Origin of the sequence: Bradyrhizobium sp. CCBAU 53340 (genome assembly GCF_015291645.1) — a bacterium.
GTDB lineage: Bacteria > Pseudomonadota > Alphaproteobacteria > Rhizobiales > Xanthobacteraceae > Bradyrhizobium.
In genome coordinates this window covers 6,411,199-6,424,917 of record NZ_CP030055.1, presented here as the reverse complement: position 1 = coordinate 6,424,917, position 13,719 = coordinate 6,411,199, and the positions used below count along the sequence as shown (strand labels likewise).

At 63.7% G+C, this 13,719-nt stretch carries 12 protein-coding genes; 7 read left to right on the top strand and 5 right to left on the bottom strand.

Annotation, left to right across the window (positions count from 1 at the left end; all coding sequences use genetic code 11):
• Positions 1-11 precede the first annotated feature (11 nt).
• Positions 12-401, top strand: coding sequence for an SPW repeat protein (locus XH89_RS30365; RefSeq protein WP_194464019.1), 390 nt, complete (start codon positions 12-14; stop codon positions 399-401).
• A gap of 68 nt (positions 402-469) precedes the next feature.
• Here XH89_RS30365 and tuf read toward each other — a convergent pair whose 3' ends face one another.
• Both tuf and XH89_RS30355 read right to left on the bottom strand, forming a co-directional pair.
• Positions 470-1,675 carry an elongation factor Tu gene (tuf, locus tag XH89_RS30360; protein WP_194464018.1) on the bottom strand — a complete coding sequence of 402 codons (1,206 nt, stop codon included), beginning with the start codon at positions 1,673-1,675 and terminating at the stop codon, positions 470-472.
• A 286-nt stretch (positions 1,676-1,961) separates the two neighbouring features.
• Complete coding sequence (locus XH89_RS30355; protein WP_194464017.1) at positions 1,962-2,864, bottom strand: helix-turn-helix domain-containing protein; 903 nt, start codon at positions 2,862-2,864, stop codon at positions 1,962-1,964.
• A gap of 50 nt (positions 2,865-2,914) precedes the next feature.
• Here XH89_RS30355 and pobA point away from each other — a divergent pair, with 50 nt between their 5' ends.
• Positions 2,915-4,087, top strand: a complete 1,173-nt coding sequence (gene pobA, locus XH89_RS30350; protein WP_194464016.1) for a 4-hydroxybenzoate 3-monooxygenase — start codon at positions 2,915-2,917, stop codon at positions 4,085-4,087.
• A 180-nt stretch (positions 4,088-4,267) separates the two neighbouring features.
• On the opposite strand, the gene XH89_RS30345 is transcribed toward pobA, so the two are convergent.
• From XH89_RS30345 to XH89_RS30335, 3 genes are all read right to left on the bottom strand, one after another.
• Positions 4,268-6,418 (bottom strand): CHASE2 domain-containing protein, encoded by a 2,151-nt coding sequence (locus XH89_RS30345; RefSeq protein ID WP_194464015.1) that lies wholly within the window; start codon positions 6,416-6,418, stop codon positions 4,268-4,270.
• Between the two features lie 19 nt (positions 6,419-6,437).
• Positions 6,438-7,106, bottom strand: a complete 669-nt coding sequence (locus XH89_RS30340; protein ID WP_194464014.1) for a hypothetical protein — start codon at positions 7,104-7,106, stop codon at positions 6,438-6,440.
• Positions 7,107-7,289: 183 nt separating this feature from the next.
• A complete protein-coding gene (locus tag XH89_RS30335) occupies positions 7,290-8,426 on the bottom strand; it encodes an HD domain-containing phosphohydrolase (RefSeq protein ID WP_194464013.1) in 1,137 nt (378 codons plus the stop codon).
• Between the two features lie 288 nt (positions 8,427-8,714).
• Here XH89_RS30335 and XH89_RS30330 point away from each other — a divergent pair, with 288 nt between their 5' ends.
• The 5 genes from XH89_RS30330 to XH89_RS30310 are packed head-to-tail and all read left to right on the top strand — an operon-like array spanning position 8,715 to position 13,699.
• Complete coding sequence (locus XH89_RS30330; protein WP_194464012.1) at positions 8,715-9,038, top strand: STAS domain-containing protein; 324 nt, start codon at positions 8,715-8,717, stop codon at positions 9,036-9,038.
• Positions 9,038-9,403 (top strand): response regulator, encoded by a 366-nt coding sequence (locus XH89_RS30325; RefSeq protein WP_194464011.1) that lies wholly within the window; start codon positions 9,038-9,040, stop codon positions 9,401-9,403. Before XH89_RS30330 ends, XH89_RS30325 begins: the two co-directional genes overlap by 1 nt.
• Positions 9,400-11,499, top strand: a complete 2,100-nt coding sequence (locus tag XH89_RS30320; protein WP_194464010.1) for a chemotaxis protein CheA — start codon at positions 9,400-9,402, stop codon at positions 11,497-11,499. The genes XH89_RS30325 and XH89_RS30320 overlap by 4 nt, the downstream gene beginning before the upstream one ends.
• Entirely contained in the window at positions 11,499-11,960 is a 462-nt protein-coding gene (locus tag XH89_RS30315) for a chemotaxis protein CheW (protein ID WP_194464009.1), read from the top strand. The genes XH89_RS30320 and XH89_RS30315 overlap by 1 nt, the downstream gene beginning before the upstream one ends.
• Positions 11,961-12,001: 41 nt before the next feature.
• On the top strand, positions 12,002-13,699 hold the full coding sequence (locus XH89_RS30310; protein ID WP_194464008.1) for a methyl-accepting chemotaxis protein: 1,698 nt from the start codon (positions 12,002-12,004) through the stop codon (positions 13,697-13,699).
• Positions 13,700-13,719 lie beyond the last annotated feature (20 nt).

Genomic DNA, 13,719 nt, shown 5'->3' with positions numbered 1-13,719 from the left:
GAGGCTGTGCCATGAGCAGGCTGCAAGAACGCGAAACGGCCCCTGACGTCTACAATCTGTTTCTCGCCGCCGTCCTCTTCGTATCGCCGTGGCTGTTCAAGCTGACCAATAGCCAAGGCAAGATCGATCTATGGGTTACGAGTGCGATCATCGTCGTGCTCTCGCTGGCGGCGATCATCGCTTACCGGGACTGGGAGGAATGGACCAACGTCCTGATGGGCGTCTGGCTCATCGCCTCGCCCTGGCTGCTCGGATTTCCGCACACGCGGGCGATGCATCTGAGCATCGGCTTCGGGATCGCCATCGTGCTTCTGGCGCTGCTGGATCTCTTCCTGCACTACGAGAAGCGGCACCCGGAGGATATGTCCGCGGAGCCTGGGCGGGAGACCGCGCACCAGTAAGGCGCATTGCCCGGGACTTCAGTTTGATCATCGCGTGAATGGGGGCCGGTTGATCCGGCCCCCATCCGTTACTCCACGATCGCAGTCACGATGCCGGCACCGACGGTGCGGTTGCCTTCACGGATCGCGAAGCGCGACCGCTCTTCGAGTGCGATCGCCTTGTTGAGCTCGATCGAGAGCTCGGCGCTGTCGCCCGGCATGATCATCTCGACGCCATCGCCGAGCTGGACGGTGCCGGTGACGTCGGCCGTGCGGAAGTAGAACTGCGGACGATAGTTCTTGAAGAAGGGCGTATGCCGCCCGCCTTCGTCCTTCGTCAGCACGTACACCTCCGCCCGGAACGCCCGGTGCGGCTTCGCAGCGCCCGGGCGCGACAGCACCTGGCCTCGCTGCACGGTCTCCCGGTCGATCCCGCGCAGCAGGCAGCCGACATTGTCGCCGGCCTGCCCCTGCTCGAGGATCTTCCGGTAGGTCTCGATGCCCGTCACCACTGACTTGCGCGTCTCGCCGAGGCCGACGATCTCGACCTCGTCGCCGAGCTTGACCGTGCCGCGCTCGATCAGCCCGGTCACGACGGTGCCGCGGCCGGAGATCGATTGCACGCCTTCGATCGGCATCAGGAACGGACGATCTTTCGGCCGCTCTGGCACCTCGATATAGCTATCGAGCGCATCAAACAGCTTCAGGATCGCCTGATCCGCCAGCGGACCGGTCTCGCCGCGCAGCGCCTGGATGGCCGAGCCGCGAATGACCGGCGCGTTGTCCCCGTCGTAGGCGTATTTCGACAGGAGATCGCGCACCTCGATCTCGACGAGATCGATGAGCTCGGGATCGTCAGCGACATCGCACTTGTTCAGGAACACCACGATACGCGGTACGCCGACCTGGCGCGCCAGCAGGATGTGCTCGCGCGTCTGCGGCATCGGCCCGTCGGTTGCGGAGACGACCAGGATCGCGCCGTCCATCTGCGCCGCGCCCGTGATCATGTTCTTCACATAATCGGCATGGCCTGGACAGTCGACGTGCGAATAGTGTCGCGTCGCCGTCGAAAACTCGACGTGGCTTGTCGCGATCGTCAGGATCTTGGAATCGTCACGCGTACCTTGCGCAGCCGATGCCCTGGCGACGTCCTGATAGGAGACGAAGGCGCCCCAGCCGTAATCGGCCGAGACCTTCGTCAGCGCCGCCGTCAGCGTCGTCTTGCCGTGGTCCACATGGCCGATCGTGCCCACGTTGCAGTTGGGCTTGAGGCGAGTGAACTTCTCTTTGGACATAGGACACCTGTGGTGCTCGAGCTCCCGTGCTGGATTTGCACGACTCGGGGCACCGCGAGAGCTCGTTCGGCACCCGGAGCCGTATCCGCTCCGGGCCGCTTCGATTGTCAGGTGTGACGTTCGTTCAGGCGCAAAGCAGATCCACGGCGGACGAGGGCATTAGCCCTCCCGTCATCATCAGCGCTGATGCTTGCTGTGACTGCCGCATTGTCGGTTGCCTGATTACAAAGTGAGGCGCGTACATAAGGGAGGACCGCGCCGTTTGCAAGAGGTGCGAGTGGTGGCGCTATTCGTCGCCGTAAAGCTGCGCGCGAAAGGCGCGTGGCGAAAGGCCGGTGGCTGCGGCATAGACCCGGCTGAAATAGGCGGGGTCCTCGAAGCCGAGGGCGTAGGCGATCGTCGAGACCGGCAGGTTGGTATAGACGAGGTTGCGCCGCGCCTCGCGGATCAGCCGGTTGAGGATCAGGTGCGAGGCGGTGTCGCCGGTTGCTGCCCGCGTGACCCGGTTGAGATGGGTCGGCGTGATCGCCAGCGCCTTCGCGTAGTCCGCAACGCTCCAGCGCTCGAGATGATGCTGTTCCAGCAGGACCTCGAAGCGGCGGAACAGATTTGATTCCGCGCTGCCGCTGTCGCCGCTTTCCCCCGTGAGCGCACGTGCCACGAGGCCGATCATGGCTGCCGACAATGCGCGCAGGACATGCGCGCGGCCAAAATCGCGTGCGGCATGCTCGGCGAAGATTTGCTTCATGGTGGCACGGATCTGCGGCGTGCCGCGCACCACGGCGGATCGCGCCAGCACGCTGCGCAGACCCTCGGCGGCGAGCAGCGCCTCGTCCAGGATTTCCGCGGCGATAGTCAGGACCCAGCCTTGTGTGTCTGGAATGAAGCGGAAGCCATGGACATGGCCGACCGGGACGTTGACGATCTGCATCGGCTTCAAGGGAACCAGGCGTCCGTCGAGCGTCGCTTCGCCGCCGCCGCGCTCGATCAGCAGCACCTGGTGCAGCCGGGCATGCCGGTGCACGGCAAGAGTCCAGTCATGCAGCACCGAGCGGGACGCGATCGTCTCGCAATGGACGACGTCAGGCAGGTCGCCGGCTTCGCCGAACAGATTGTAGACCCGGATGGCCGGAGTGGGGGCTGCGCCTATCATGTTCGAATAGTACAAGATAATGGCGAAAGCCTCCATCGGTCCGGACTGCAAAATCTGCAAAAAAGTGCCGACGGGAGGACGGAAAAATGAAAGTTCAGGTCTGTATTATCGGCGGTGGGCCGTCAGGGCTGTTGCTGTCCCAGCTCCTGCACCTGAAGGGCATCGACACGGTCGTGCTGGAGAAGTACAGCCGCGACCACGTGCTGGCCCGCATCCGCGCCGGCGTGCTCGAGCACGGCTTCGCACGGCTGATGCGCGAGGCGCAATGCGGCGAGCGGATGGACCGCGAGGGCGAGATCCATAACGGCTTCGAGATCGCCCATGACGGCGTGCTCTCCCATATCGATCTGCACAAGCATTCCGGCGGCAATTCGGTGCTGGTCTACGGCCAGACCGAGCTGACGCGCGACCTCTACGAGGCGCGTGATCGGCTCGGCGGCAAGGTGGTGCACAATGCCGAGGACGTCACGCCGCATGATCTGACGTCGGATCGGCCCTATGTGACGTATCGCGCGAACGGCGAGACGATTCGCGTCGATTGCGACTACATCGTCGGCGCAGACGGCTTTCACGGCGTCAGCCGCAAATCGATCCCGAAGGACGTACTGCGTGAATATGAGAAGGTCTATCCGTTCGGCTGGTTAGGGGTGCTGTCGCGGACCAAGCCGGTGTCCCCGGAGCTGATCTATGTGAAGCACGAACGTGGCTTTGCGCTCTGCTCGCTGCGCTCACAGGTGCTGAGCCGGTATTATGTCCAGGTGCCGCTCACCGACAAGGTCGAGGACTGGTCGGACGATGCGTTCTGGGCCGAGCTGAAACGTCGCTTGCCGGACGAGGTCGCTGCACGGCTGATCACCGGCCCCTCGATCGAAAAGAGCATTGCACCGCTGCGCAGCTTCGTCGCCGAACCGATGAGCTATGGCCGCCTGTTTCTCGCTGGCGATGCCGCCCACATCGTACCGCCGACCGGAGCTCGTGGGCTGAACAGTGCTGCTTCCGACATCTACTATCTCTATCATGCGATGCTCGGCCATTATCAGCAGGGCGACGATTCCGGGCTGAAAGGCTATTCCGCCAAAGCGTTGGCGCGGATCTGGAAGGCGCAGCGCTTCTCGTGGTGGATGACGATGATGCTGCATCGTTTCCCCGACCGTTCCGAGTATGAAGACCGGCTCCAGCAGACGGAGCTTGAGTACCTGTTCTCGTCCGAGACGGCGCAGCGGTTGCTCGCGGAGAATTATGTGGGATTGCCGTTTTAGCGTCGGCCTCTCACCCTCCCCTGGAGGGGGAGGGTCGATCGCGCGAAGCGCGAGCGGGGTGGGGTGACGGTCTCTCCGCAACGTACAGCGTTCGTGGGGAGAGATCACCCCACCCCGTCTCACATTTCGCTACGCTCAATGTGAGCCGACCCTCCCCCTCCAGGGGAGGGTAAGAGATCGCTACTTCCCTTCCAGCGTATTCACTGGGGTCCAGTCCGCCGGCGGTGGATTCGTCGCCAATGCGCGGGCGCGCCGGGCAAAATATCGAGACGGCGGATCATCGCCGGCGGCGGCTTCGAACAGTTCGGCCGCTTTGGCGAAGTCGCGCGCACGCCAACATGCCAATCCTCTGGCGTAGGTCGCCGCGCGGATGCCTCGCTCCTGTGTCTCCCGGTTCTTCTCGGCGAGCGGCTCGTACACCCGGATCGGCTCGTCGCGGCCCTGCACCCTGACCAGGTCCAGTTCGCGCCAGGTATAGGCGTCGCGGCTTTGGCTCACAGTTGCCTCAGAGGCCATGATTACGGTGCCATAATATTTGTTGGTGCCTTCGAGTCGCGAGGCGAGGTTTACGGTGTCGCTCATGACCGTGTAGTTGAAGCGCCGGCGTGAGCCGATATTGCCGACCACGGCCTCGCCGCTGTTCAGCCCGATGCGATGGGCAAGGCCGCGGCCCCGGAATGCGGGATGGTTGTCGTTGAGGTCCTCCAACCGGTCGCGGCATTGCAGCGCGGCCGCGACCGCGTGCCGCGCGTGGTCGGGATCGTCGGCTGGTGCGCCGAACATGGCGACGATGGAATCGCCGATATATTTGTCGACATAGCCGCCATGGCTTTCGATGATGTCCGTCATGGCGGAGAGATACTCGTTCATCAACGCGACCAGCTCGGCGGGCGTCATCTTCTCGGCAATCGAGGAGAAGCCGCTGAGGTCCGAGAAGAACATGGTGATGTCGCGCATCTCGCCGCCGAGCACGGGCATCTTGCCGGAGGCCACCATGCTGTCGATCACCTCGGGCGCGAGGTAGAACGCAAAGCTCTTGCGCAGGAAGCGTTCCTCGCGGTCGGCGATCACGAAGCGGTAGCCGATCATCATTGCGAGAGCGGCGAGGCCCGCGAGCACGGGTTCGGTCAGAGGAAGCGCGATGGCATGCGCGAAGGTGCTGACGGCGACGGCAGTATAGGCGACGGTGAGCGCAAGCCAGGTGATCGCCGCGCCGGTCGGAGCGAGCAGGCAGGCGGCCGCGGCAATGACGGCCGCGAACACGATCGTCAGAATAAGCCGCGCCGGCACGCCGAGTTCGGTGATGGCATCATGCTCGATCAGATTCCGCACGGCCGTGGCGTGGACGAAGACGCCGGCTACTGAGCTCCGGGCCATTTGCCGTACGCTTGCAGGGCTGGGCAGGGCGCATCGCGCCGCCGGCACCCCGTCATATCCGCCCGCCAGATGCATCGAGGTCAGCTTGCGGTCATCGAAATTGAGGATGCTGCCGAGCAGCACGATCTTGCCGTCGAAAGCGCGGCGGAAGAAGTCGGTGTCTCCCTTCTCGATACAGGCGCGCAGATCGGCGAAAGAGTAGGCCGGGATGTCGCGGCCCATGCCGCGAAAGTTGAGGGTGAGCGTATTGGGGACTGCGCTTGGGATCGCATAGCCGGACAAAATCGTCGCGCCGCTCGGTCCGGTCTCGGGCTTTGCATCCAGGGATCGCGCCGCGAGTTCGACGGCCATTGCCGGTACCGGCTGGCGCTCGATGGAAAAACTCAGCGGCATCCGCCGGATCACATTGTCGGCGTCGGTATGGACATTGAGGGCGCGGATATTGCCTTTCACCGCCAGCTGCTGCGCACGATCGGGTCTGTCCGGATGGTCGTTGCTCAGGATCTCGCCGAGCACGAGCTTGCCGCTGTCGGAGAGCTTTCTGAGCGCGATCAGATAGTCCCGGTCAAATCCCTTCACACGGTTGCCGAATGAGGCGTCGCCAAAGGGAATTTCGGACTGCTCGATCGAGCTGGGAAAGATGACATCGAATCCGATCACCTTGGCGCCGCCCTCGGTGATGCTCCCAAGCACGCGGCCGATCTCACGCGTCCAGGTCTGCGTCGGCGATCCCTTGAAGGGTGGCGTGTCGTAGGTCTCCCCGTCGATTGCCACGACCACCACCGGCGATGTGGCGGGATCGCGACGGTCGCCAATCAATTTCCAGCGCAGCGCCGTGAGGATGTCGAGCGAGAGACCTTGCAGTCTCTGGAGCGGCGGAGACGAGAACGCCGCGCCCGCAACGAGCGCAATCAGGATCGCCGCAACGATGTTCCGCCTGCCGATCCGCCGCATCGCTGCTGACGCGCGCCGTCTATTCGAGCCGCAGCAGGCGGCCGACAATCGGCGTCGGCGACGACGTCGCGCTGGCGTCGACCTGGAAGGTGTAGCGCTTGGTGCCGATCTTGGCGAGATAGCTGCCGCCCGGGGTCAGCGATTTTCCGGCTTTCGCAAAGTCGTAGAACTTTCCGGCCACCATGTTGTCGCTCCCGAGCGACACGCTGATCGTGGGCTCCTTGCCGTCGGTGCGTTCGATCACCAACGTGCTGCCGCGCTTGGCCTGAATCAGCGGTGCGACACCGTAGATCGTCGGCAGCTTGGCCGGCGCGCTGCCGGGATCGGCTCGCATGGTGCGGAACGTGGTCGCCGCACTCTGGTTCGCCTCGCGTTCGGAGAGCTGCACGGCGCTGGCATCGCACGGCACCTTGACGCGCTCGACGTTGCCGAGTTGCACGGTGCTCTGCTCCGCTCCGACCAGCACGACGCCTTCGGTGATCGTCTCGCGCAGGCAGGATTTCAGATAGGAGAGCGTGATGCCGGCCTTGGGGCCGAGCTTGATGATCTTGCCGGGCGCCACATAGTCCATGAATTCGATGCCGTTGACCTTGCCCTGAACGTCCTCGACGATGGCGGCCGGCGTTTCTGCGACGGCCGGCGCACTCAGGCAAAACAGGCCGACAATGGCGCCGATCAGGCTTCTCATGACTTTCTCATCCAGTTCGATCGATAGGAGACGGACCCACGTCCCGGCGCGAGCCTAGCAGGGGATCGTTCCGGCTAGTGTGATCAGAATCACTCTTGGCATTGCAGCACCCTAGCAGCAACAGGTTTGAACCGTTGATGGCAGAAAACGGCGCCGCGGCAAACCGGCATTGCATGCTCAAGGTCAGACCGGGGCTGTCTCCGGTGCCCGGTCCTGGTCCGGATGGACCCCGATCGCCCCGGATATAAAGGGCGCGAGCGCAGTCTCGGATTTCAGCAAGGCTGTCCCAGCTTGCCCGGCGGCGATCGCCGCCACCTCCGCCCAGCGCGACAGAAAGGCCTCGACGCAGGCCGGGTCGAACTGCCGTCCCCGGTTTTCGACCAGATAGTCGCGCGCCGATTCCAGCGGCAGCGGCTCTTTATATGGCCGTCGCGTCGTCAGGGCGTCGAAGACGTCGGCGACCGCGACCACCCGCGCGGCGACCGGGATCTCCTCCGCCTTGAGGCCATCAGGATAGCCGGCGCCGTCCCAACGCTCGTGATGGCCTGCGGCAATCTGCGCTCCGAGCTGAATCAGCTCGCAGCTGGAATCGGCCAAAATCCTCGCGCCGATCGTCGCATGAGTGCGGATCACCGCCATCTCGTCGCTGGTCAACTTGCCCGGCTTGAGCAGGATGTTGTCGGGAATGGCGACCTTGCCGACGTCGTGCAGGGGCGCGGCGAGATAGATGTCACGGCAGAGCCGGGCGGGAAGACCGAGCTGTTCGGCGATGATCCGGCTGTAGCGGGCGACCCGCAACGTGTGCTCGCCCGTATCGTTGTCACGGTATTCCACTGCGAGCGCCAGCCGCAGGATGATCTCTTCCTCACGCTCGCCGAGCTTGCGTGTTGCGGCGGCGACTTCGCTCGCCAAATGCGCGGCGCGATCGTTGAGCTTGCGTACGGCTGCACCAAGCTGAATCAAATTCCGCAAGCGCACCGTCATCTCGACGCTTTGCGGTGCCTTGGGCAGGAAATCGGTTGCACCTGCCTGCAGCGCTTCCATTTTGACGTCGTCGGTCTGACGCGACGTGATCATCGCGATCGGAATGTCGGCGCAGCCAGGCAGCGTACGAAGCGTGCGAATGAAGCTGATGCCGTCCAGGTGCGGCATTTCGTAGTCGACAAGCACGAGGTCGAAGACGCGCTCGCGCGCACAGGCCAAGGCTTCGACGGGGTCGAGAAATGTCGTGGCCTCGACGAGGCCTTCCGCTTCGATAAGACGTTTCAGGAAATTGAGGACAGAGCGGCTGTCATCAACCAGAAGCGCTTGGGTCAGCATCGGCGGCCGGACTCGTTCGGATGGCGAGGCATGGCCTCAACAAATAACCCCCGCGATTTAACGTGGAGCAAACGCGCGGGCCGCCGCAATCTGCTTCAACATTGTGCGCAGCGCACGAGATTTGAGCGTTTCCGTGCACGCTTGCATGCATAGGCGAAGTTATGAGGAATGTGACCCGTAGTTGTACGGCCCGCTCCATTAGGAGTTTGCATACTCTCCGATGCGGATAGTCATCGTGCGGGATTCGCGCCTTGCGCGCGGCGAATCCCGATGAAATTTGGGGGACGAATGTCGTCTGATGTCACCACGCCGAAGTGGTCCCTGCGGCTGCCTGCAGATTGCAGCATTGCTGCGATCCGTAGCGTCTACGACCTGATCCGCGAAGCTTTCAGTCGTCAGGACCGACTCGAGATCGACTGCTCGAGCGTCGACAAGGCCGACGTGACCTCGATCCAGCTACTGCTGTCGGCAGCCAAGACCGGCGACGCCCAAGGCCGCCCGGTAGTGCTGACTTCTTTTTCCAAGTCTCTGCGCAACACCCTTCGCCGCGCCGGCTTTGCCAGCGAAGCGATGATCGATCAGCACTTCCCGCAAAAGAAAGATGGCATCTAATGGCCACGATTCTCACGGTCGACGACTCTCCCAGCATCCGGCAGATGATCAAGGTCGTGCTCGAGCCGGCTGGTCACAGCGTGATCGAGGCCGGTGACGGCGCGCAAGGCCTCGCCAAGGCACAGGCCAGCAAGCTCGACCTCGTCATCACCGACCTCAATATGCCGGTCATGAACGGCCTTGAGCTGATCAAGGCGCTGCGCAAGCTGCCGAGCGCGGTGGGCATGCCTATCGTGTTCCTCACCACCGAATCCAACGACACGGTGAAGCAGGAAGCCAAGAGCGCCGGGGCGACGGGATGGATCACCAAGCCGTTCAAGCCTGAGCAGTTGCTCGCCGTCGTCGCAAAACTGGTGCGCGCATGAGCGCGGTGGACCCGACCGAGGTCTTCCGCCAGGAAGCCAGCGAGCTGTTCGAAGTCCTTGAAGGGGCGCTGCTCGACCTCGGCCAGCGTCCCGACGACCGCGAACTGGTCGATTCTGCCTTCCGCGCCTTGCACACGATCAAGGGATCGGGTGCGATGTTCGGCTTCGACAAGGTCGCTTCCTTCACCCACGAATTCGAGACCGCCTTCGACCGTGTCCGCAAGGGCGAGATCAAGCCGACTCAGGAGCTGATCTCGGTCGCGCTCGCGGCCAAGGATTATATCCGCGCGCTGATCGAGGATCCGCAGTCGACCGACGACATCATCGGAGAAGCCATCCTCGACGATCTCAAGCGTTTCGTGTCGTCGGATGAGCCCGCTGCTGCCGTTGCCGAGATCGCTGAAGCGCCGCCGCTCGCGCCCGTCGAGAGCAAGCAGGCCGGCTGGCATCTCTACCTGGAATTCGAATCCCACATCCTGCGCAATGGCTCGAACCCGCTCGATCTGCTGGAGGATCTCTGCAAGCTCGGTCCCTGCTTCGTTGTGCCCGTGACCGACGGCGTCCCGTTCCTCGACGAGATGGAACCGGAAGATTGCTATCTGAAGTGGGACGTCAAGCTGCACGCGGCCTGTGACAAGGACGCGATCGACGACGTCTTCATGTTCGTCTCCGACGAGATGAAGCTGACACTCTCGCCGCTGGAGCACGTCGAAGCGCCCGCGCCGGCGCCGCTGTTCCAGCTGCTCGACGAAGAGCCGATCTCGGTGGCAGAGATGCCCGCACCGGTCGTTGAGGCCGTTGCAGCCCCCGTCATCGAGCAGCCCGTCGCAAAGGCAGAGCCCGCGCCGCAGGCCAAGCCCGACGTCAAAGTCGAACCGAAACCTGAACCGAAGGCCGAAGCCAAGCGCGACGAGCGCGGCATCGCCACGGTCCGCGTCCAGGCCGAGCGCCTTGACGAGCTGATGGACCGGGTCGGCGAGCTCGTGATCGCGCAAGCGCGGCTGAGCCAGCTTGCTGCCTCCGGTTCGGATCTCTCGATCAAGATGATCGCTGAAGAGATCGAGCGCCTTGCCTCCTCCTTGCGCGACACCACGATGGGCGCGCGCATGGTGCCGATCGGCTCGCTGTTCGGTCGCTTCCGCCGCCTGATCCACGATCTGTCGCGCGATCTGTCGAAGCCGGTCGAGTTCGTCACCTCGGGCGAGGATACCGAGCTCGACAAGACAATGATCGAGTGCCTGGCCGATCCGCTGGTGCACCTGATCCGCAACGCCATCGACCACGGCATCGAGGACACCGCGACCCGCACTGCCAACGGCAAGACCGAGCAGGGCCGGATCGAGCTCGCGGCCGTGCATTCCGGCGCGCAAGTGCTCGTCACCGTGAGGGACAATGGCGGCGGTCTCAACACCGCGCGCATCCGCGCCAAGGCCGAAGAGCAGGGCCTGATCGCGGCCGGTGCCGTGCTGACCGATCACGAGATCCACCAGTTCCTGTTCCATCCGGGCTTCTCGACCGCACAGACCATTTCGGCGCTGTCCGGCCGCGGCGTCGGCATGGACGTCGTCAAGCGCACCATCGAGAACATGCGCGGCTCGATCGACCTGTCGACGCGGCCGGGCCAGGGCACTACTGTGACGCTGCGCCTGCCGCTGACGCTCGCGATCATCGAAGGCCTTTTGATCCGCGTCGGCGAGGGCCGCTACATCATTCCGCTGTCGGCGGTGGAGGAATGCATCGAGCTGACCGCCGAGGACGAGCGCTCGCGCGGCCGCAACTTCCTCAATGTGCGCGGCAATCTGGTGCCATTTCTGCGCCTGCGCGAGATCATGTCGTCGTCGGGTGCGCCGGATCGTCACCAGAAGACGATCATCATTTCGACCGGCGAGACTCACGTCGGCCTGGTTGCCGATCAGATCATCGGCAACCACCAGACCGTCATCAAGTCGCTGTCCAAGCTGCATTCGGACGTCACCATCTTCTCCGGGGCGACCATCCTGGGTGACGGCACAGCGGCGCTGATCCTCGATGTCGCGCAGCTCGTCACGCTGGCGCAGTCGAAGGTCGAGCAGCAGCACATCAGCGAGGCGGCGTGATGACGGACGGACAGGCAGCCGAACACCAGTCAGGCGCAATGCAGGTCGTGATGATCGGCCTCGGCGAGGAGAAATTTGCGCTCGACGCGGGTCTAGTCCGCGAGATCATCGACCCCGTGCCCGTGACGAAGGTCGCCGGCGCGCGGTCCTTCGTTCCGAGCGTGATCAACGTGCGTGGCAATGTCATCCCGCTTGCGGACCTACGCATCCGCTTCGGCATGCCGCAGCTCGAGGATTCCGCCGAAACACGGATCGTGGTGATCGAGATCGAACTCGACAACGAACCGGTACTTGTCGGCGTAACCGCCGACAAAGTCTACGAGGTCACCGAGATATCGCAGGCCGCTGTGCAGCAGACGCCGCGCGTCGGCATGCACTGGAAGCCCGAGTTCATTCGCTTCATTGCGAAATGGCGTGAAGAGTTCGTCATCGTTCCGAACATGGAACGCATTCTGAATTGAAACTAGGTCTCGGGGCGAGACTGGAATTCAAGGGGCTGGATATGAGATTCACGGTCAAGGCAAAGCTTGCCAGTGCGTTCGGCCTGGTCATCGTCCTCTGTATGGTCGCGGGCGGCGTCGCATACTTCAAGCTCGGCGACATGATGGCGACGGCCGATACCATGGTCCTGCGCGCCAAGCGCATGGAGAAGGCGGCCGAGATCGAGAAGCTCATCCTGCTTCAGTTGAGGGCCGAAAAGAATTCCATCCTGGTTTCGGAGAACGAATACGAGCAATTTGTCACGGACGCCGCCAACCGCCGTGAGCAGACGCTGAAGACCAAGGACGAGGTCTACGCGCTCGCGAGCGAACAAGGCAAGAAACTGCTGGATGTCTTCACCGTCGCGCTCGGCAAGATGAATGCCTACCAGGAAGAGACCATCCGCCTGGCGAAGGTCGACAAGGTCAAGGCAACCGAACGCACCATCGGCGAAGGCCGCAAGGTGGTCGCGGACGCCCTCGATGCTGTGGGCGTCTATGTGGGGAACACCAAGAAGCAGATGGCTGAACAGGCCGTCCAGTCGAAGGAGGAGGGGCATCAGGCGCAGTTGATGTTGATGACGCTGCTGGGCGCCTCGCTCCTGGTCGCTGTCGCTGCGGCCTTGTGGATCTCGATCTCGATCAGCCGGTCGCTCGGCCGCGCCGTCGGCCTTGCCGGCGCTGTCGCCGACGGCGACCTCAACCAGACGATCCCTTCAGCCAGCAATGACGAGATCGGCGATCTGATCAAGTCGCTGAACACCATGGTCGGGAAGCTTCGGCAGATCGTCCAGGAGGCGCTCACCGCCGCCCAGAACGTCTCTGCCGGCAGCCAGGAGCTCTCCGCCAGCGCCGAGCAACTCTCGCAGGGCGCGACCGAGCAGGCCTCTTCCGCCGAGGAAGCATCCTCTTCGATGGAAGAGATGGCCTCGAACGTGAAGCAGAACGCCGACAACGCCAACCAGACCGAGAAGATCGCGGCACAGTCGGCCAAGGATGCGGAAGCCAGCGGCGTTGCCGTCGGCCGTGCCGTCGAAGCGATGCAGACCATCGCAGAGAAGATCACCATCGTGCAGGAGATCGCGCGTCAGACCGATCTGCTCGCGCTGAATGCCGCGGTCGAGGCTGCGCGCGCCGGCGAGCATGGCAAGGGCTTTGCGGTGGTCGCTTCCGAAGTGCGCAAGCTCGCCGAGCGCAGCCAGGCTGCCGCGGCCGATATCGGCACGCTGTCAAGCGAGACCGTAAAGGTCGCGCAGGAAGCCGGCTCCATGCTGTCGAAGCTCGTGCCCGACATCAAGAAGACGGCCGAGCTGGTGCAGGAAATCACCGCCGCCTGCCGCGAGCAGGATGTCGGCTCCTCGCAGATCAACCAGGCGATCCAGCAGCTCGACAAGGTGGGCCAGCAGAACGCCAGCGCCTCCGAGCAGGTGTCCTCGACGTCGGAAGAACTCGCCTCGCAAGCCGAACAGCTGCAATCGACCATCTCGTTCTTCCGCATCGAGCAGGCCGGGCGTGCTGAGATCGCCGCGGCCGCGCCGATCGAGCGTGCCGTCACCCAGCTTCGCAGCAAGGCGGGACAGATGCAGGCGGCGGAGCGCGGCGCGAAGAAGCCTGTGCCCGCGCGCAAGCCGGCGCGCGCGACGAAGGTGGCGGGTGGTGGCGGTTTCGCCTTCGACATGAATGACGGCGAAGACGATCGCGACGCCGAGTTCCAACGCTAAGTGAGGGTGCTGGACGGGCG

Bases quoted from the DNA above. Each gene is read 5' to 3' on its own strand.
- XH89_RS30365 (WP_194464019.1), top strand. From the start codon at position 12: ATGAGCAGGCTGCAAGAACGCGAAACGGCCCCTGACGTCTACAATCTG.
- tuf (WP_194464018.1), bottom strand. From the start codon at position 1,675: ATGTCCAAAGAGAAGTTCACTCGCCTCAAGCCCAACTGCAACGTGGGC.
- XH89_RS30355 (WP_194464017.1), bottom strand. From the start codon at position 2,864: ATGGAGGCTTTCGCCATTATCTTGTACTATTCGAACATGATAGGCGCA.
- pobA (WP_194464016.1), top strand. From the start codon at position 2,915: ATGAAAGTTCAGGTCTGTATTATCGGCGGTGGGCCGTCAGGGCTGTTG.
- XH89_RS30345 (WP_194464015.1), bottom strand. From the start codon at position 6,418: ATGCGGCGGATCGGCAGGCGGAACATCGTTGCGGCGATCCTGATTGCG.
- XH89_RS30340 (WP_194464014.1), bottom strand. From the start codon at position 7,106: ATGAGAAGCCTGATCGGCGCCATTGTCGGCCTGTTTTGCCTGAGTGCG.
- XH89_RS30335 (WP_194464013.1), bottom strand. From the start codon at position 8,426: ATGCTGACCCAAGCGCTTCTGGTTGATGACAGCCGCTCTGTCCTCAAT.
- XH89_RS30330 (WP_194464012.1), top strand. From the start codon at position 8,715: ATGTCGTCTGATGTCACCACGCCGAAGTGGTCCCTGCGGCTGCCTGCA.
- XH89_RS30325 (WP_194464011.1), top strand. From the start codon at position 9,038: ATGGCCACGATTCTCACGGTCGACGACTCTCCCAGCATCCGGCAGATG.
- XH89_RS30320 (WP_194464010.1), top strand. From the start codon at position 9,400: ATGAGCGCGGTGGACCCGACCGAGGTCTTCCGCCAGGAAGCCAGCGAG.
- XH89_RS30315 (WP_194464009.1), top strand. From the start codon at position 11,499: ATGACGGACGGACAGGCAGCCGAACACCAGTCAGGCGCAATGCAGGTC.
- XH89_RS30310 (WP_194464008.1), top strand. From the start codon at position 12,002: ATGAGATTCACGGTCAAGGCAAAGCTTGCCAGTGCGTTCGGCCTGGTC.